Source organism: Streptomyces sp. NPDC002926 (genome assembly GCF_053591755.1).
The window spans coordinates 115094-132039 of record NZ_JBSFUK010000005.1 but is presented as its reverse complement, the minus strand read 5'-3'; the positions used below and the strand labels follow the sequence as shown (position 1 = coordinate 132039).

Annotated in this window: 17 protein-coding genes; 10 read left to right on the top strand and 7 right to left on the bottom strand. The window is 70.2% G+C overall.

Going from position 1 to position 16946, the window contains the following annotated elements; all coding sequences use genetic code 11:
* Positions 1-6: 6 nt before the first annotated feature.
* The gene (locus ACWDZ6_RS12090; protein WP_451502784.1) at positions 7-618 is read right to left on the bottom strand and encodes a CGNR zinc finger domain-containing protein; all 612 of its coding nucleotides are present in this window, start codon (positions 616-618) and stop codon (positions 7-9) included.
* Between the two features lie 22 nt (positions 619-640).
* Here ACWDZ6_RS12090 and ACWDZ6_RS12085 point away from each other — a divergent pair, with 22 nt between their 5' ends.
* Positions 641-1090: a VOC family protein gene (locus ACWDZ6_RS12085; protein ID WP_451502783.1), complete on the top strand. Its 450-nt coding sequence runs from the start codon at positions 641-643 to the stop codon at positions 1088-1090.
* Between the two features lie 17 nt (positions 1091-1107).
* Here the strand turns inward: ACWDZ6_RS12085 and ACWDZ6_RS12080 are convergent, their stop codons facing one another.
* Complete coding sequence (locus ACWDZ6_RS12080) at positions 1108-1344, bottom strand: hypothetical protein (RefSeq protein WP_451502782.1); 237 nt, start codon at positions 1342-1344, stop codon at positions 1108-1110.
* A gap of 267 nt (positions 1345-1611) precedes the next feature.
* Here ACWDZ6_RS12080 and ACWDZ6_RS12075 point away from each other — a divergent pair, with 267 nt between their 5' ends.
* Together ACWDZ6_RS12075 and ACWDZ6_RS12070 are read left to right on the top strand one after the other, a co-directional pair.
* Complete coding sequence (locus ACWDZ6_RS12075; protein ID WP_451502781.1) at positions 1612-2925, top strand: M28 family metallopeptidase; 1314 nt, start codon at positions 1612-1614, stop codon at positions 2923-2925.
* Positions 2926-3023: 98 nt separating this feature from the next.
* Positions 3024-3572, top strand: coding sequence for a flavodoxin family protein (locus ACWDZ6_RS12070; protein ID WP_451502780.1), 549 nt, complete (start codon positions 3024-3026; stop codon positions 3570-3572).
* A 57-nt stretch (positions 3573-3629) separates the two neighbouring features.
* On the opposite strand, the gene ACWDZ6_RS12065 is transcribed toward ACWDZ6_RS12070, so the two are convergent.
* The 5 genes from ACWDZ6_RS12065 to ACWDZ6_RS12045 form a co-directional block, all read right to left on the bottom strand.
* A complete protein-coding gene (locus tag ACWDZ6_RS12065; RefSeq protein WP_451502779.1) occupies positions 3630-4508 on the bottom strand; it encodes an ABC transporter permease in 879 nt (292 codons plus the stop codon).
* On the bottom strand, positions 4495-5433 hold the full coding sequence (locus ACWDZ6_RS12060; protein ID WP_451502778.1) for an ABC transporter ATP-binding protein: 939 nt from the start codon (positions 5431-5433) through the stop codon (positions 4495-4497). The genes ACWDZ6_RS12065 and ACWDZ6_RS12060 overlap by 14 nt, the downstream gene beginning before the upstream one ends.
* Before the next feature lie 95 nt (positions 5434-5528).
* Positions 5529-6755, bottom strand: coding sequence for a LolA family protein (locus tag ACWDZ6_RS12055; RefSeq protein WP_451502777.1), 1227 nt, complete (start codon positions 6753-6755; stop codon positions 5529-5531).
* A gap of 175 nt (positions 6756-6930) precedes the next feature.
* The gene (locus tag ACWDZ6_RS12050) at positions 6931-7944 is read right to left on the bottom strand and encodes a CHRD domain-containing protein (RefSeq protein WP_451502776.1); all 1014 of its coding nucleotides are present in this window, start codon (positions 7942-7944) and stop codon (positions 6931-6933) included.
* A gap of 293 nt (positions 7945-8237) precedes the next feature.
* Positions 8238-9248, bottom strand: a complete 1011-nt coding sequence (locus ACWDZ6_RS12045; RefSeq protein WP_451502775.1) for a polyprenyl synthetase family protein — start codon at positions 9246-9248, stop codon at positions 8238-8240.
* A 179-nt stretch (positions 9249-9427) separates the two neighbouring features.
* Between ACWDZ6_RS12045 and ACWDZ6_RS12040 the strand changes: the two genes are divergently transcribed.
* The 7 genes from ACWDZ6_RS12040 (at position 9428) to ACWDZ6_RS12010 (ending at position 16856) form a co-directional block, all read left to right on the top strand.
* Positions 9428-11428, top strand: a complete 2001-nt coding sequence (locus ACWDZ6_RS12040) for a CocE/NonD family hydrolase (RefSeq protein ID WP_451502774.1) — start codon at positions 9428-9430, stop codon at positions 11426-11428.
* 84 nt (positions 11429-11512) lie between these two features.
* Positions 11513-12745, top strand: a complete 1233-nt coding sequence (fahA, locus tag ACWDZ6_RS12035; protein ID WP_451502773.1) for a fumarylacetoacetase — start codon at positions 11513-11515, stop codon at positions 12743-12745.
* A complete protein-coding gene (locus tag ACWDZ6_RS12030; RefSeq protein ID WP_451502772.1) occupies positions 12742-13428 on the top strand; it encodes a GOLPH3/VPS74 family protein in 687 nt (228 codons plus the stop codon). The genes fahA and ACWDZ6_RS12030 overlap by 4 nt, the downstream gene beginning before the upstream one ends.
* A 118-nt stretch (positions 13429-13546) precedes the next feature.
* Entirely contained in the window at positions 13547-14326 is a 780-nt protein-coding gene (locus ACWDZ6_RS12025; protein ID WP_451502771.1) for a GntR family transcriptional regulator, read from the top strand.
* A gap of 61 nt (positions 14327-14387) precedes the next feature.
* Positions 14388-14615 carry a 4Fe-4S dicluster domain-containing protein gene (locus ACWDZ6_RS12020; protein ID WP_266533934.1) on the top strand — a complete coding sequence of 76 codons (228 nt, stop codon included), beginning with the start codon at positions 14388-14390 and terminating at the stop codon, positions 14613-14615.
* Between the two features lie 22 nt (positions 14616-14637).
* On the top strand, positions 14638-15993 hold the full coding sequence (locus ACWDZ6_RS12015; protein ID WP_451502770.1) for an ABC transporter substrate-binding protein: 1356 nt from the start codon (positions 14638-14640) through the stop codon (positions 15991-15993).
* A complete protein-coding gene (locus ACWDZ6_RS12010; RefSeq protein ID WP_451502769.1) occupies positions 15990-16856 on the top strand; it encodes an ABC transporter permease in 867 nt (288 codons plus the stop codon). The genes ACWDZ6_RS12015 and ACWDZ6_RS12010 overlap by 4 nt, the downstream gene beginning before the upstream one ends.
* Positions 16857-16946: the final 90 nt, after the last annotated feature.

Below are 16946 nucleotides of genomic sequence, written 5' to 3'. Positions count from 1 at the left end.
GCGACATCATTCGTCTCCTTCTGCGAGTTCCGCGTGGCGGACGCGGTGCGCCCGGACCTTGCTGCGGTTGCCGCACCGTTCCATCGCACACCAGCGGCGACGGCCCGGGCGTGAGGTGTCGACGAAGGTCAGACAGCAGTCGTGCGAGCCGCATTCGCGGATGCGGTGTGCGTACGGACCGGTGAAGAGGTCCACCGCATCGCGCGCCACGGCCGACAGAAGCTGGGTGCCGGTGGCCCCGGGCGCCCAGTCGCGGCGGCCCCGGTCGGTGATCCGGGGCGCGAGCGGGGTCTGCGCCGCGGCCTCGTTGACCACGGCCAGATCGGTGGGGCTCAGCGCGCGGCCGTGCACCCGATCGGCGGTCAGCCGCCACAGGGCGTCCCTGAGGAGCCGGGCAGCCGCCACCTCGTCGTGCGCGACGACCGGCTCAAGGCCGTCCGGCAGGCGGCTCTCCCCCGCCCAGCGCACCAGGTCGGCGGGCTCGTGAAGCACCTCGTACCGCGCGAAGTCGCCGGGTCCTCCGGTGGTCAGCAACTCCAGGCAGAGCGCGCCGGGGTCGAACCGATAGGAACGCCCTTCCGGCGTACGCAGGGTGAGTCCTCTTGCAGGCTCGCTCATGTAACCACTATAACTGGTTAGCATGGCACTGCACTGGAAGCTTGTCATCGATACGTCCGACCCACACGCACAGGCCGACTTCTGGTCCGCGACCCTCGGCTACGAGCTCGAGGACCACAGCCCCCTCATCGAGCGCCTGCGCGGACACGGTCAGCTGCCGGACGATTCGACGGTCCGTTCACACGGCCGGGACGCCTTGCGCGATTACGCCGCCGTCCGGCATCCGGACGACCCCTTCGACGAGGACAGCGGGATGGGCCTCGGCCGCAGGCTCCTCTTCCAGCGCGTCCCTGAGGGGAAGACGACGAAGAACCGTCTCCATCTCGACCTGCACGTCGGCCCGGAGCGCCGCGAGGCGGAAGTCGCACGGCTGGAGGGCCTGGGAGCGAGGGTTCTGTACCACGCGGACGAACCGGTGGGCGTCTGGTCGACCATGGCCGACCCCGAGGGCAATGAGTTCTGCGTGGAGTAGCCGGGCAGCGGATCCTCCTACTCCGATTCCTTCCAGGTGAAGGACTCCAGCCCCTCGCACTCCTCCTCGGCCCCTCGCCGACGGCGGCGAACCCGCCGTGTGCCCAGCGCAAGGACGCCCACCAGCAGACCCATCGCGCACACGGTGAGGAGCAGTGCGAGCACACCGACGCGCAGAACCTGCCGGACCAGGGCCTCCAGGACGGGGAACGGGTCGACGTGCATATGCATGGGCGCCGGCGCGGGCTTGGTCATGCCCACAGCTTGCGGCTCGACCGCGTCATCCGCTCCCGACCTGCGGACCTCGTGCTCCAACAGCGCCACGGCATTGACCATTCCGCGATCCGTCCAGTCCGCTATACGAACGCGGCTGTCCGGTTTCCGCCCTTGACGGTTAGTCAAACTCTCGCTGAACTCTCAACACGCACTGCGCACCACCAGCTCCAGCGCCCTGGGACCCGCCATCCCGGGGCGTCTCGCACGTTCCGTCCTGTCCCCGTACGGAATCCGGAGCCCCCACACATGAACTCTTCCGCCCCCAGACGCGCGGCCGCGGCCGCCGCACTCGCCCTCGCCGGACTGCTCGTCGGCGCGGCGCCCGCGGCACCGGCACCCGCGGCACCGGCACCCGCGCTTGCCGCTCCCGACATACCGCTCGCCAACGTCAAGGCGCATCTCACCCAGCTCCAGTCGATAGCCACCGCCAACGGCGGCAACCGCGCGCACGGCCGGACCGGCTACAAGGCGTCCATCGACTACGTGAAGGCCAAGCTGGACGCGGCCGGATTCACCACGTCCCTCCAGCAGTTCACCTCGAGCGGCGCGACCGGCTACAACCTGATCGCCGACTGGCCGGGCGGTGACGCCAACCAGACCCTGATGGCCGGCTCGCACCTCGACTCGGTCAACGCGGGCGCCGGGATCAACGACAACGGCTCCGGCTCGGCGGCCGTCCTGGAGACCGCGCTGGCCGTCTCCCGCGCCCAGTTCAAGCCGGAAAAGCATCTGCGGTTCGGCTGGTGGGGGGCCGAGGAGCTGGGTCTGGTCGGGTCGAAGTACTACGTCAACAACCTTCCCGCCGCCGAGCGTTCGAAGATCTCGGGCTATCTGAACTTCGACATGATCGGCTCACCGAACCCCGGTTACTTCGTCTACGACGACGACCCGGCCATCGAGAAGACCTTCAAGGACTACTTCGCGGGGCTCAGCATCCCGACCGAGATCGAGACCGAGGGCGACGGCCGCTCCGACCACGCCCCGTTCAAGAACGCGGGCGTCCCCGTCGGCGGCCTGTTCACCGGCGCCGACTACACCAAGACGGCGGCCCAGGCCCAGAAGTGGGGCGGCACGGCCGGCCAGGCATTCGACCGCTGCTACCACTCCTCCTGCGACACCGCGGCGAACATCAACGACACCGCGCTCGACCGCAACAGCGATGCGATCGCGCACGCGATCTGGACACTGTCCGCCGGGACGACCACACCGCCGGGTGACGTGTACGAGAACACCGCCGACGTCGCGATCCCGGACAACGGCGCTGCTGTCACCTCGACGGTCAACGTCACGGGCCGCACGGGCAACGCCCCGGCCACCCTCAAGGTCGGCGTGGACATCATCCACACCTGGCGCGGCGACCTGGTCGTCGACCTGATCGCCCCGGACGGAACGGTCTACAACCTGAAGCCGTTCAGCTCCTCCGACTCGGCCGACAACGTCCAGACGACCTACACGGTCAACGCCTCCTCCGAGGTCGCCAACGGCGCCTGGAAGCTGAGCGTCCAGGACAAGGCGGCATGGGACACCGGCTACATCAACAGCTTCAAGCTCACTTTCTGAGAGGTCCCACGACCGCCACCCCCCACAGGCTGCATGCGTGTGCATATACTGCGCACGCATGCAGTCGTCTTTGGTACGCGCACGAGGGGCACACACTCATGACCCGGAAGTTCCTGTTCCTGCTGGGCAGCAGCCGCACCGGCGGCAACACCGAGACGCTGGCCCGCCTGGCCGCCGAACAGCTTCCGGCCGGGGCCGAGCAGGTCTGGCTGCGGCTGTCCGAGCTCCCACTGGCCGAGTTCGAGGACCTGCGCCACGAGGGCGAGGGCAGCTACCCCGTACCCACCGGGCATGCCGAGGCCCTGCTGGACGCCACGCTGGAGGCGACCGACCTCGTCATCGCGTCGCCGCTGTACTGGTACAGCGTCTCGGCATCGGTCAAGCGCTATCTGGACCACTGGTCGGGCTGGCTGCGCGTGCCGGGTACGGACTTCAGGGCACGGATGGCCGGGCGCACGCTATGGGGTGTGACCTCGTACGCGAGCACGGCCGACAAGGCCGAGCCACTCATCGGCACCCTGCGCAACACCGCGGACTTCATGGGCATGCACTTCGGCGGCGTCCTGCTCGGCAACGGCACCCGGCCGGGTCAGGTGGAGAACGACAGCGACGCGACCGCCCGGGCCAAGGAGTTCTTCACCGGGTAAGGCCCTTCAGGTGGAGAGACCCTTCATCCGGTGAAGACCTCCAGGCAAAGAGCTCCTTCACGCGGTGATGTCCTTCGCGGTGAAGCGCGCCCACGCCGCCGACCCGAACACCGCCACGTACACCCCCTGCAGACCGAGGTTCTTCGCTACCTCGTCCCAGTAGACCGGCTCCCGCATCAGGTCCGAGAACGACATCCAGTAGTGCGGGAAGAGGTAGGGATGGATCGCGTGCAGCTGCGGAATCCCGTCCAGGATCTGCACCGTGATCAGCAGTCCGACGGTCGTCGCCATCGCCGCGATACCACTGCCGGTGAGCGTCGAGATGAAGAGACCGAGCGCCGCGATCCCGCTCAGCGACGCGGCAACGACGGCCGCGACCAGCGCGGCCCTCAGCAGTCCGTCGCCGAAGGAGATCCGGGTGCCGGAAATGGTCGTGACATCGCCGAGCGGGAAGAGCAGCGAGCCGACCGCGAGCGCGGACACCGCCACGACCAGGGTCCCGACCAGGCAGAAGGAGCAGGCGGTGGCGTACTTGGCGAGCAGCAGCCGGCTGCGTCCGGCCGGGGCGACCAGTAGATAGCGCAGGGTGCCGGAGTTCGCCTCGCCCGCGATCGCATCACCCGCGACGACGCCGATCGCCATCGGGAGGAAGACCGGCAGGGTCGCGGCGAGCGCGGCGAAGACCAGGAACAGGCCGTTGTTGGTGATCTGGGCGATGAAGGCGGGGCCGCCACCGCGGCCGCCGCCGGCCGGACCGCCGCCGCTCGTCTCGACCCTGATGGCGATGCCGATCAGTACGGGTACGGCGGCCAGCACGCCCAGCAGCGCGAGCGTGCGCCCGCGGCGGAAGGTGGTGGTCAGCTCGGAGCGGAAGAGGCCGAACGTCCACAGCGGACTGCTCGTCCTTTCGCGTACGAGCGTGTCAGCCTGCGACATCGAAGCCCTCTCCGGTCAGCGCGACGAAGGCGTCCTCGAGCGAGACGCGCTCGACGCCGAAGCCTCGTACCCGTACGCCGCCCTGCACCAGCGCGGCATTGATCTCCGCCAACTCCGTTTCGATGGCGGGCAGTTCCCCCGTCACCCGATACTCGGCCACGGCCAGATCAGTGACCCCCAGCTCCTTCAGGAGCCGGGCGGCGTCGGCAGGGTCGGGAGTGGTGACGGCAAGCCGCCCCCGCGCGCCCGCCGCGAGATCGGCGACCCGGCCCTGGGTGAGGAGCCGGCCCCGGGCCATCACCGCGGCGTGTGTGCAGACCTGCTCGATCTCGTCGAGCAGATGGGACGAGAGAAAGACCGTGGTGCCGTCGGCCGCCAGCTCCCGCACCAGAGAACGGATCTCCCGCATGCCCTGCGGATCGAGGCCGTTCGTCGGCTCGTCGAGTACCAGCAGCTTCCGTGGCTGCAGCAGCGCGGCGGCCAGCCCCAGCCGCTGTTTCATCCCGAGCGAGTACGCCTTGGCCTTCTTGCCCGCGGCCTGCGCCAGCCCGACCCGGTCCAGCGCGGCGGCGACACGGGTGCGCCGCGTCCGGGGATCGGCGCTCGGGTCGGCGGAGTCGTAGCGCAGCAGATTGTCGCGGCCGCTCAGGAACCCGTACAGCGCGGGCCCTTCGATCAGTGCGCCCACCTGCGGCAGTACGGTGCGGACCGCGCGCGGCATGGGCATACCGAGGACCGTGGCGCTGCCGGCGGTCGGCTCGATGAGCCCCATCAGCATCCGGATGGTGGTGGTCTTGCCGGAGCCGTTGGGACCGAGGAACCCGAAGACACTGCCGTCGGGCACGCTGAGATCGAGCCGTTCGACGGCCAACTGCCCGCCCCGGTAGCGCTTGGTGAGCCCCTGCGTCTCGATGACGGCTGTCATTCCGGTCCCCCGTTCACTCGTCAGCGGTCCGCCCCACCGTACGGAGCGTACGGCGGGGCGGACGGTAAGCGCGCGTCGTCATGTCCGACCTGGTGTTACTTTGCCTCGTTCGCGGCCTTCACGAGCGCGTCCTTGGTCACGGCGCCGACGTAGACGGTGCCGTCGTCCGTCATCAGGGCGTTGACCAGGCGGGTCTTGAAGACCGTGCCCGAGCCGAACTTCCCGTTCACCTGGTCACCCAGCGCGTCCAGGAACTTCTTGGCCTCCGGCGGCACATCGCCGTCCTTCGGCGTGGTGGGCTGCTGACCGCCCGGCGTCTCGATCTTGGCGATGGCGTTCCAGCCCTTGCCGATGACGTTCAGACCCTGGAAGCCCTCCAGGCCCATGAAGTCCTCGTGGCCCTTGAAGCCCTCGTGGTCCTTCGCTCCCTTGTCCTGCTTCAGCTCGTCGGCCTCTGTCACCTTCGCGCCCTTGGGCGGGGTGAAGTCGAAGGTCGACGCGTCCGGCTTGGAGAAGTCGACCTTGGTGAAGCCGACGTCGATCGCGGCCTTGCCGCCACTGCTCGGGGTGAGCGTGAACTTCAGCGGCACGCCGTTCTTGGCGTCCACCGCGACCTTGATCGAGCCGATCGTCGAGCCGCTCTGCTTGGGCTTGATGACCAGCTGGTAGGCATCGCGGCCGGCCACCTGCGCCGTACCGCCGACGGTCACCGAGGTGGTGTCGTCCGCGGCCTTGAGCGCCTCTGCGGCGAACTCCTTGGGCGTGCTCGGGAGGTCCTTCGGCGGGGCCCCGTGCTCCTTGCCGGAGCCGTCGTCCTTGCGGCCGTCCTTGGCGTGATAGGCCTCGTTCGAGGCGCTGTCGTACGCCCAGACCTCGTCGCCGTTGTGGATCAGGCTGTACTCGGCGGTGTCCTCCAGGATCGACACCTTCCCCTTGTCGGGGCCGTCCGCCGCGACCCGCAGGGTGTGCGAGCCGGTGGCCAGCTCCATCAGCTTGCCGTCGGGAGAAGCGGACGAGGACCCGTCCCGCTCGCCGCCCAGGCCCGCCAGGCCGCCCAGCGACGGGATACCGAGGTCGGTGTTGATCTTCACCGTGCCGGAGAGCTGCTGGGCGTCCGACGCGGCCATCTTCTCGATGAGTTCCTGCGCGCTGATCTTCGGCAGATCGGGGTCACCGGAGGCAGCGAGCGCCGGGACGAGCCCGATGGTCGCCGCCGCCACCCCGGCCACCGCGGCCGGGACGATGTAGCGCGCTGCCCTGCGGCGGCCCGCTGCGAGGTCCTTGGCCTCTTCGGTGGTCTGTGCGCTGTCGTTCGGTGCCATGGTGTGCCCTACCTCCGTGGTTGGTCAGGCGTCGTAGTAATCATCTGACCAAATCGGACGTGCGGAAGCGTCAGACCCCGGGAGCAACTTGGCGTACTGCTCTGGGATGACGGCAGAGGCGCGGCGCCTCCCCCGGCCGGTGGGGGAAGCGCCGTAAGCCCTGTTGCCGTACCGGTTACCTCTGGATGAAGACGTAGTCCGCCCCGTAGGGGACGCCGACGATCGTTCCCTGCTCGCAGCCGCCGGCCGGCGCGACGCCGCCCACGGTATTCAGCCGGAAGATCTCCTGGGTGTTCGCCAACAGCCCCCGCTTCTTGCCGGACTGGGTGGCCTGGAGGTCCAGCTCGGGGATGTTCTTGGCTCCGTTCGGTGTCTTGCTGATCAGCTTTCCGGTGACCGCGCTGTGGTCCTGTGCGACCCACTGCGGCGTGCCGGAGTTGGGGGCGATGAAGGAGTGGTCGATGTGGCCGCCGAGGACTGCGCGCACATCACGCTGCTGGAACGAGAACGTGCCGTCCTCGCCCTTCTTGCACTCGTAGATCTGCTTGCCCTTGACGACGGAGGCCTGGAAGTTGTCGAGCGCCTTGCCGAAGCCGAAGCCGTTGGTCACCTTGTGGAACTGGCCGCGGACCGCTCCGCCCGGGAACTCTGCGGTGTGCAGATTGGCGTAGAACCCGTTCGGGTCCGTCGTGAAAGCGTCGAGCACGGCCTTGTCCGTGACCTTGACCGTGCCGGTGACGGCGCCGGTCCAGCCCTTGCTCCTCGTCGCGCCCTTGCTCAGCAGCCCGGTGAAGTCGATCTTGATGCCGCCGTTGCTGCCTTTCGCGCCCTGGTGGATGTGGAGGGCGGTCGGCTTGTCGGTGCCGCGGAACTTCACCGCGACGGACACCTTGTCCCCCTTGACCTTCACGAACTCCAGCGCGGCACCGTCGCGGTCACCGACGGCGGGCCCGCCCTGGACCGGCACCTCGCTCGCGCCGTTCAGGCTCGCCACGAAAAGGGCGGCGCCTCGGTCGGAGCCGCCACCGACGCCGCTCTGTACGGCGACCTCCGCGCCGCTGCCCGGGTGGCCCGAGTGCCCGGCGGCGGAGCTGTTGCCGGCCGCGAAGGCCGGCAGGACGGCGAGGGCGACACCGGCCGCGGCAGCGACAGCGATGGTACCGACAAGGATGGTCTTGTTCCGCTTCATTACGAAATCTCCCCGTACACGATGCCAACGCCCACTGCGTCAGCTTCTGGGCAGGAGTACAGAGTGGATCCGAGGTTAGACTCAATCCAACAAGGTGACCTGCGTCACAGATCTCGAGAAGACACGCCACCTCCGCCGGGAGGGTGTACGGGAGGTGTCGTACAGGCAAACAGAGGGTCCGGCAGGGCGCCCTGCGCGTGTCCCCGACAGGGCGCGCGGCGTCGGACCCGCCCGCGGTCCCGCCGGCCGGCCGTGATCCCGGCCGTCAGCGCGCGGAGCCGGCCCGTGTGCGGTCAGCCCGCGCGGTGGACCACCGCGTCGCAGAGCTCTTCCAGAGCGGCCTTGGCGTAGCAGTCGGGCAGCGGGGCGAGCATCGCCCGCGCCTCTTCCGCGTACCGCACGGTGTCCCGCCTGGCCTGCTCGAGCGCCGGATGCGCGCGCAGCAGCCGCAGCGCCTCGGCATGGCGGTCGTCGTCCGTCAGATCCCCGTCGAGCAGCGCGACGAGCTCCAGGTCCTCGGGCCGTTCGTGCGCGGCTGCCTGCGCGCGCAGATGCAGCACGGGCAGGGTCGGGATGCCCTCGCGCAGATCCGTGCCGGGCGTCTTGCCCGACTCGTGCGAGTCGCTGGCGATGTCGAGTACGTCGTCGGCGAGCTGGAAGGCCACACCGAGCCGCTCCCCGTACTGGGTGAGGATGTCCACGACGCCCTCGTCGGCGCCCGACATCATCGCGCCGAACCGCCCCGAGACCGCGATCAGCGAGCCCGTCTTGCCCCCGATGACATCGAGGTAGTGCTCGGCCGGGTCGCGGCCGTCGCGCGGCCCCGCGGTCTCCAGGATCTGACCGGTGACCAGGCGCTCGAAGGCCTCCGCCTGGATGCGTACGGCCTCCGGACCCAGATCGGCCAGTATGTGCGAGGCCCTCGCGAACAGGAAGTCGCCGGTCAGCACGGCGACGGAGTTCCCCCAGCGCACGTTGGCGCTGTCCACTCCGCGCCGGACCTCGGCCTCGTCCATCACATCGTCGTGGTACAGCGTCGCGAGATGGGTCAGCTCGACGACCACGGCCGAGGGCACGACACCCGGCGCGTGCGGATCACCGAACTGGGCGGCGAGCATCACCAGCAGCGGCCGGAAGCGCTTGCCCCCGGCGCGTACAAGATGCCGTGCGGCCTCCGTGATGAAGGGCACCTCGCTCTTGGTGGCATCGAGGAGTCCCGCCTCGACAGCCGCCAATCCGGTCTGGACATCGGCCTCAAGAGCCTGGTCCCGCACGCTCAGCCCGAACGGCCCGACGACGGTCACGAGGGGATCTCCTGTCTGCTGACGATCACACGGATTGTCGATGTGTCGCTGGATTCACTCAAGTCAGCGTATCCGGTCGCCTTTCGATCACCGTGGGCGCCTTCCCGCCTCCCCCGGTATGTTCGTGATCAGCTCATACACCTATGAGTGGGCCTTTTGTCCTGAACCGAGGTCCTGTCATGCGCATCCGTACCGAGTTCCCGTACGACACCGGCCACGAGGACGTCCGGATCCCGCTCCCGGACGGGACGAGGCTGTATGCGCGTGTCTGGCGGCCGCTCACCGACGAGCCCGTACCTGCCCTCCTCGAGTATCTGCCGCACCGGCTCAGCGACGTGACCGCGCCGCGCGACCACCAGCGTCATCCCTGGTACGCGGGCCACGGCTACGCCTCCGTACGGGTCGACATCCGCGGACACGGCAACAGCGAGGGCATGCCGGGCGACGCGTACGACACGGCCGGGCCCGCCGACGGGGTCGCCGTCGTCAACTGGCTGGCCCGGCAGCCGTGGTGCACCGGCCGGGTCGGCATGTTCGGGATCGCCTGGGGCGGCTGCAGCGCGCTCCGGATCGCGGCACTCGCACCCGAGCCGCTGAAGGCGGTCGTCACGGTCTGCGCGGCCGACGACCCGTACGACAACGACATGCACTACATGGGCGGTTCGGTGCTCGCCGCCGGTATGCACGCCTGGTCCGCCACCCTGCTCGCCTTCGCCGCGCGCCCGCCCGACCCCCTCTTCGTCGGCGACGAGTGGCGCGAGATGTGGCTGAAGCGGCTGGAAGGCGTCGTCCCGCGCATCCACACCTGGCTCGCCCACCAGATCCGCGACGACTACTGGAAGCACGGCGGCGTCCGCGAGGACTACTCGGCGATCGACGCGGCGGTACTGGCCGTGGGCGGCTGGCACGACCCGTACCGGGACACGGTGCTGCGGCTGGTGGAGCATCTTCCGCCCGATCGTGTACGTGGGCTGATCGGCCCGTGGTCGCACCAGTACCCGGACCGGGGGCGTCCTCCCGGACCCGCGATCGGCTTCCTTCAGGAGACCCTGCGCTGGTGGGACCACCACCTCAAGGGTCTCGAGAACGACGTCATGGCCGAGCCCCCGCTGCGCTCATGGATCAGCGAGTCGCATCCGCCCGCGACGACGTACACCGAGCTGCCGGGCCGCTGGGTGGGTCTCGCCGCTTGGCCCTCGCCGCACATCGCCACCGTCCCGTACGCGCTCCGGGGCGCGCCGGTGATCGTCGACTCGCCGCTCCACACCGGCCTGGACGCCGGCCGCTTCCTGCCCTCCGGGAACGACGCCGACCTGCCGCCCGACCAGCGCGACGAGGACGCCTGCTCGGCCTGCTTCGAGTTCCCGGTCACCGGCGACCCGATCGAGATCCTCGGCCGCCCCCGGGTGATCCTGCGGCTGCGCCTTGACGTGCCCCACGGCCAGGCGATCGCCCGGCTCTGCGACATCGCCCCGGACGGCTCGTCCGCCCTGGTGACCCGGGGCGTACTCAACCTCTCCGCCCGCCACGGCCGCGATCGCTCCGACGCCTGGCCGCCCGGCGGGACGGAGGACGTCGCCTTCGAGCTCAACGCCATCGGCCACACCTTCCCGCCGGGCCACCGCATCCGGCTCGCCGTCTCCTCCTCCTACTGGCCCTGGATCTGGCCGCAGACCACCTCGGCCGGCTTCACGCTCGACCCGGCGGGCTCCCGCCTCGAACTGCCCGTACACGAGAGAGGCGAGAACACGGCGGACAAGATCACCTTCGGGGAACCCGAACAGTCCGAGCCGCTCGGCGTCAGCGTCCCCGTGACCTTGGACGAGCAGCGCCCGGAGCGCCTGGTGATCCGGGACGTGGCGAAGGGCGAATGGCGCCTGGAGGTCGACCCGCGCCCCGGCGGCACCCGCGTCCATCCGGACGGCCTGGAGTTCACCGAGGACGCCCTGGAGACGTACACGATCCAGGAGAACGACCCGCTCTCCGCGCACACCCGCTCCGACTGGACGACCCGGCTGCACCGGCCGGAGCTCGCCTGGGACGTCCGGATCGAGACGCGCTCGGAAATCACCTGCGACGCGGCCGACTTCATCACCTCGAACGAGGTGGTGTGCAAGGACGGCCGCGAGATCGTCTTCCACCGCACCTGGGAGAAACGCATCCCGCGCATGGCGGGCTGACCCGGTCGGACGTGCGGCCTGCCGCCGCGGGGCAACGTCCACGTAACGTGTCACTCACACCCGTGGAAAGCGAGGCAAGCACCGATGCCCGAGCAGAGCCCGCTCGATCTGGCCGAGGGCGATCCCTTCGGCCCGCACAACCTCCCGTACGGCGTCTTCACCACCGCCGACGAGCCCGACCGCCGCCGGCTCGGCGTCCGCATCGGCGACCAGGTACTCGACGCGGGAGCGGCGGCGCACGCCCTCGGCTCCCCCTACGCCGCCCTGCTGGCGCAGCCGAGCCTCAATCCGCTGCTCGCCGCGGGCCGCACCGCCTGGCGCGACGTACGCCGCGCGCTCACCGCCTGGGTCACGGTGCCCGCCCACCGGCCGGACATCGAACCGCTGCTCCACCCGCTCGGCTCGGTCACGCTGCACCTCCCGTACGACGTCGCGGACTATGTCGACTTCTACGCGAGCGAGCACCACGCCACCAACGTCGGCAAGATCTTCCGGCCGGACGGGGAGGCACTGACCCCCAACTGGAAGCATCTGCCGATCGGTTACCACGGCCGCTCCGGCACGGTCGTCGTCTCCGGCACGGACGTGATACGCCCCCGTGGCCAGCGCAAGACCCCCGCCGACGCCGCGCCGCTCTTCGGCCCGTCCGTGAAGCTCGACATCGAGGCCGAGGTCGGCTTCCTCGTCGGCACCCCCTCCGAGCCGGGCAGGCCGGTCGCACTCGCCGACTTCCGCGACCATGTGTTCGGGCTCTCGCTCCTCAACGACTGGTCGGCGCGCGACATCCAGGCCTGGGAGTACGTCCCGCTCGGCCCGTTCCTCGGAAAGTCCTTCGCCACGTCCGTATCCGCCTGGGTGACGCCGCTCGAGGCCCTGGACGCGGCCAGGGCCCCCGCGCCCGTCAGGGACTTCGACCTGCTCCCCTATCTCGACGACTCCGCCGAGGAGGAGCCGGGCGGCTTCGACCTGCGCATCACGGTGGCGATCAACGGCCATGTGGTCGCCGAGCCGCCGTTCGCCACCATGTACTGGACGGCCGCCCAGCAACTGGCCCATATGACGGTCAACGGCGCCTCGCTCCGTACGGGAGACCTCTTCGGCTCCGGCACCGTCAGCGGCCCCGAGGTCCACCAGCGCGGCTCGCTGCTCGAGCTCACGTGGAACGGCCGGGACGCGCTCGAACTGCCGGAGGGCAAGCGGACCTTCCTGGAGGACGGCGATGTGGTGACCATGACCGCCTGGGCGCCGGGCCCGGACGGCGTACGGGTGGGCCTGGGCGAAGTGACCGGCCGGATCGTACCGAGCATCGGGCAATGACCGAACTCACCCTGCCCGAGGAGTTGTTGCTGCTTGCCCTCGACCCGGTGACGGGCCGCCGGCACTGCGGGCGGCGCTATCTGCAGTACGGGCTGGCCGGCGCCGCCCTGGCCGAGCTCGAGCTCCAGGGCAGGGTCGCCGAGGCACACGGCCGGGTGACGGTGGTCAACCCACTGCCGCCGCAGGACCGGCTGTCGGCGCAGATCCTGGCGAGCCTCCCGGCCCCGGGCAGGAGCCGGTTCGGCGACGGCATACGCGCCCGGCCCTGGGTCAGGCGCACCGGGCGTGAGGTCGAGGAGCTGTGCGTGCACCAATTGGTGGGACGTGGTGCGCTGCGGGTGGAGACCCGCCGCCTCCTGGGTCTCATCCCGTACCACCGCTACCCGGCGGCGGCCGAGGACTGGTCGGCGCCGGTGCGGGGGCGCTACGCCGCGTCGGTGTCGGCCGGCTTCCCGGACCGCCGCGGCCGGCTGCTCGCCGCCTTCACCTTGGCGATCGGTCTTGCCGGGGTGCTGAATCCGCGATTCAGGACCTGGCGGGCGCGAGGGGCGCTGCGGGCTCTCGTACGGGAGGAGTGGGCGCCGTACGCGGTGCACCGCGCCGTACAGCAGGACAAGAAGTCGAGCAGCAGCGGCGGCTTCGGGGGCGACGGAGGGGGCGGCGGCGACGGGGGCGGCGACTGACGCCCCCGGGGTGGCAGATCTTTCCGCCACCACCACAGACATGCAGGTCAGAGCGGTGCGACGCGACGCCTTGAGTGGCGCAACACTCTGGCAACACCACCGTCGGCACAGCGTCGGTATGGTCCGACGCATGCCTGAACGTATCCGTGATCACACCGTGCCGGTCGCCGCCGCCCGACGGCGGCGGCTGCGCGCGGACCAGGCGCGGCAGCTCGCCGATCTGCTGCGCCACCAGGTCCGCACCGGTGGCTTCCCCGGCGGCGTACTGCCGCTGGAAGGCGCGATCGGGGACGACTACCGGGTGTCCCGCAACACGGTCAGGCAGGCCCTGGATCTGCTCCGTACGGAAGGGCTGGTCGAACGGCAGCCGGGCGTCGGCACCGTCGTGGTGTCCGAGAAGTACTCGCACGGCCTCGACCGACTGCAGGGCCTCGCCGAAACCCTGCACGAACACGGCGACGTCACCAACGAAGTCCGTACGGTCGGCCCGGTCGCCGCGCCCGCACCCGTGGCCCGGCGGCTCGGCCTCACGGAGCACACCGACGTGCTCTGCATCGAGCGGCTGCGCCGGCTGAACGGTCTGCCGCTCTCCCTCGACCTCACCTACATCCCGATGGACATCGGCACCGGCCTGCTCGGCTGCGACCTGGAGCACACCGATGTGTTCCGGTTGCTCGAAACGCTCACCGGGCAGCCGCTGGGCACGGCCGAGATCACTCTGGAGGCCGTCAACGCCGACGCGCACTCCGCCGCCGTACTCGAAGCCCCGCGCGGCACGGCCGTACTCATGCTGGAACGACTCACCCATCTCTCCGACGGACGGCCCGTGGACCTGGAGTTCATCCGCTTCCGCGGCGACCGCATCACCATGAGCGGGCTGCTCCACCGCTGCGTCTGACCCTCACCCGCACGGCTTTGCCCGTACGCCCTTCACCCGCACCCCTTTCCTGGAGACAGCCATGCCTCTGGCCCCCCAGCGCGCCGACGTCCCCGTGACCATCGACGAGTCGAAGTGCATCGACGGCTGCACCCTCTGCGTCGACATGTGCCCGCTCGACTCCCTCGCGATCAATCCGGACAGCGGCAAGGCCTTCATGCACGTCGACGAGTGCTGGTACTGCGGCCCGTGCGCGGCCCGGTGTCCCACGGACGCGGTCACGGTCAACATGCCCTATCTGCTGCGGTAAAGCCCGAGAGGTACGAACTCCCATGTCACGCAAGCCAGTTGCGCTCCTCGCCGCCACCCTGCTGTTGCCGCTCACCGGCTGCGGCGGCGAGGCGAACGCGGGCGGCTCCGGCACGGTCACGGTGACCGTCGGCTACCAGTCCAAGACCATCAACACCGTCACGGCCGGCACGCTGCTCCGGTCGCTCGGCTACTTCGAGCGTGAGCTCGCCGCACGCGGCAAGCGTGACGGCGTCACCTACAAGGTCAAGTGGCAGGACTACGCCACGGGCGCGCCGATCACCGCCCAGATGACCGCCGGAAAGATCGACATCGGTTCGATGGGCGACTTCCCGCTGCTGATCAACGCGGCTCGCGGCAAACAGCTGAACCGGCCGACGCGGCTGGTCTCGGTCACCGGCTACAACCTGCGCGGCGGCCTCAACACGGTGGTGACGGCACCGGATTCGAAGGCGGCATCGCTGAAGGATCTGCGCGGCAAGAAGGTGTCGACAAGTGTCGGTTCGGCGGCCGACGGCACGCTCGTACGGGCGCTCCAGCGGTCGGACATCGACCCGGAGAAGGACATCCGCAAGCTCAACCAGCAGCCGGCGGTGGGTGCCTCGGCACTGCAGGCGGGCAGCGTGGACGCGCTTTCGCAGTTCGTGGCGTGGCCGGGGCTGCTCGCGTTCCAGGGCAGGGCGAAGGCGCTGTACGACGGGGCGGAGCTGAACCTGCCGACGTTCCACGGGGTCACCGCGCGCGAGGACTTCGCGAAGAAGCGGCCCGCGCTGCTCGAGGACTTCCTGCGGGCGCAGGCCGACGCGACGGAGTATCTGCGCGCGCACCCGGTGACGGCCGCGGAGTCGGTGGCGAAGGCGACCGGGCTGCCGGCCGAGGTGGTCTACCTCTACAACGGCGCCAACGGCATCGCCACCTTCGACCCGACGATCAAGCCCCGGCTGGTGGACGCCCTGAAGAAGGACGTGCCGGTGCTGAAGTCGGCGAAGCTGGTGGGCGACGTGGATGTGGACGCGTTCGTCGACGACCAGTATGTGAAGCGGGCCTTCGGCGACGGCTACGCGAAGGCACTCGGCGCCACGTCCGCGGCCGCGAGGAGCGAGGTGTGGCTGACGGGCAAGACCGTCACGCAGTCCTTCGACTCCCCCGCGGAGCTGCTGCGTCATGTCGCCGCCCATCGGGACGCGGTCCGTGCGGCATACGTCCCCGACGCCACCACCGGAACGCTCTGGTTCGCCGACAAGGCGGTGTGGGTGGCGGACGGCACGGCACTGCGGCCCTTCGTCGCGCCGTCCACGGCCGCCGCGTATGTCGCGGCGCACCCGAATGCCCGTACCGTTCCGTACGCCGATGCGCTGAAGCAGGCGTCGGCGTCATGACCACCGCATGGCCCCGGTACGCCCTGCGCGCCCTCTCGCTTGCCGCCGTGCTCGGCCTGTGGCAGCTGCTGACCGCGTTCGACGTGAATGTGTGGCTGCGTTTCGAGCAGTTCCCGACGGTTGTGGACGTCGCGCGAGAGTTCGGGGAGCGGATCGGCAGCGGCCCGTACTGGCAGGACCTGACCGACAGCCTCACCCGTATCGTCACCGGCTTCGCGCTGGCGGCGGTCGCGGGTGTGGCCATCGGCACGGCCGTCGCCCGCTCCCGCCTGGCGGCGGACCTGCTCGGCCCGGTCCTGGAAGTGCTGCGGCCCATCCCGGCGATCGCCCTGGTGCCGGTGGCGATCCTGCTCTTCCCCAGCAATGAGCAGGGCATCGTCTTCATCACCTTCACCGCGGCGTTCTTCCCGGTCATGGTCTCGACCCGCCACGCGGTGCGCGCCCTGACCCCGGTCTGGGAGGAGGCGGTCCTCACGATGGGCGGCGGCAGGTGGCGTGTGCTGGGCTCGGTGGTCCTGCCGGGGGCGCTCCCCGGGATCCTCGGCGGGCTTTCGGTGGGCATCGGCGTCTCGTGGATCTGTGTGATCTCGGCGGAGATGATCTCCGGTGAGTACGGGGTGGGTTACCGCACCTGGCAGGACTACACGGTGGTCGACTACCCGGGCGTGTTCGTCGGCATGGCGACGATCGGCGTGCTGGGCTGGCTGACCTCGACGGCGGTGGAGCTGGCCGGGCGCCGGGTGACGCGGTGGCTCCCGCGGACGGAACACGCGGAGCCGGTGGCCAAGGTCCGGCGCTCCCGGGGGATTTCCCCCACCCCGCCCCTTCCCGGACAGGTACAGGTCAGCCCCGCCGGCGATTGAGGCGCGGGGTCCGGGGCGGAGCCCCGTGGCCCGCCGCAGGCGCCCCCACCCGCACCGCACGCACGCACCCCCACCGCACGCACGCACGCA

Bases quoted from the DNA above. Each gene is read 5' to 3' on its own strand.
- ACWDZ6_RS12085 (WP_451502783.1), top strand. From the start codon at position 641: ATGGCACTGCACTGGAAGCTTGTCATCGATACGTCCGACCCACACGCA.
- ACWDZ6_RS12015 (WP_451502770.1), top strand. From the start codon at position 14,638: ATGTCACGCAAGCCAGTTGCGCTCCTCGCCGCCACCCTGCTGTTGCCG.
- ACWDZ6_RS12050 (WP_451502776.1), bottom strand. From the start codon at position 7,944: ATGAAGCGGAACAAGACCATCCTTGTCGGTACCATCGCTGTCGCTGCC.
- ACWDZ6_RS12020 (WP_266533934.1), top strand. From the start codon at position 14,388: ATGCCTCTGGCCCCCCAGCGCGCCGACGTCCCCGTGACCATCGACGAG.
- ACWDZ6_RS12075 (WP_451502781.1), top strand. From the start codon at position 1,612: ATGAACTCTTCCGCCCCCAGACGCGCGGCCGCGGCCGCCGCACTCGCC.
- ACWDZ6_RS12060 (WP_451502778.1), bottom strand. From the start codon at position 5,433: ATGACAGCCGTCATCGAGACGCAGGGGCTCACCAAGCGCTACCGGGGC.
- ACWDZ6_RS12040 (WP_451502774.1), top strand. From the start codon at position 9,428: ATGCGCATCCGTACCGAGTTCCCGTACGACACCGGCCACGAGGACGTC.
- ACWDZ6_RS12065 (WP_451502779.1), bottom strand. From the start codon at position 4,508: ATGTCGCAGGCTGACACGCTCGTACGCGAAAGGACGAGCAGTCCGCTG.
- ACWDZ6_RS12090 (WP_451502784.1), bottom strand. From the start codon at position 618: ATGAGCGAGCCTGCAAGAGGACTCACCCTGCGTACGCCGGAAGGGCGT.
- ACWDZ6_RS12080 (WP_451502782.1), bottom strand. From the start codon at position 1,344: ATGACCAAGCCCGCGCCGGCGCCCATGCATATGCACGTCGACCCGTTC.
- ACWDZ6_RS12055 (WP_451502777.1), bottom strand. From the start codon at position 6,755: ATGGCACCGAACGACAGCGCACAGACCACCGAAGAGGCCAAGGACCTC.
- ACWDZ6_RS12070 (WP_451502780.1), top strand. From the start codon at position 3,024: ATGACCCGGAAGTTCCTGTTCCTGCTGGGCAGCAGCCGCACCGGCGGC.
- ACWDZ6_RS12010 (WP_451502769.1), top strand. From the start codon at position 15,990: ATGACCACCGCATGGCCCCGGTACGCCCTGCGCGCCCTCTCGCTTGCC.
- ACWDZ6_RS12025 (WP_451502771.1), top strand. From the start codon at position 13,547: ATGGTCCGACGCATGCCTGAACGTATCCGTGATCACACCGTGCCGGTC.
- fahA (WP_451502773.1), top strand. From the start codon at position 11,513: ATGCCCGAGCAGAGCCCGCTCGATCTGGCCGAGGGCGATCCCTTCGGC.
- ACWDZ6_RS12030 (WP_451502772.1), top strand. From the start codon at position 12,742: ATGACCGAACTCACCCTGCCCGAGGAGTTGTTGCTGCTTGCCCTCGAC.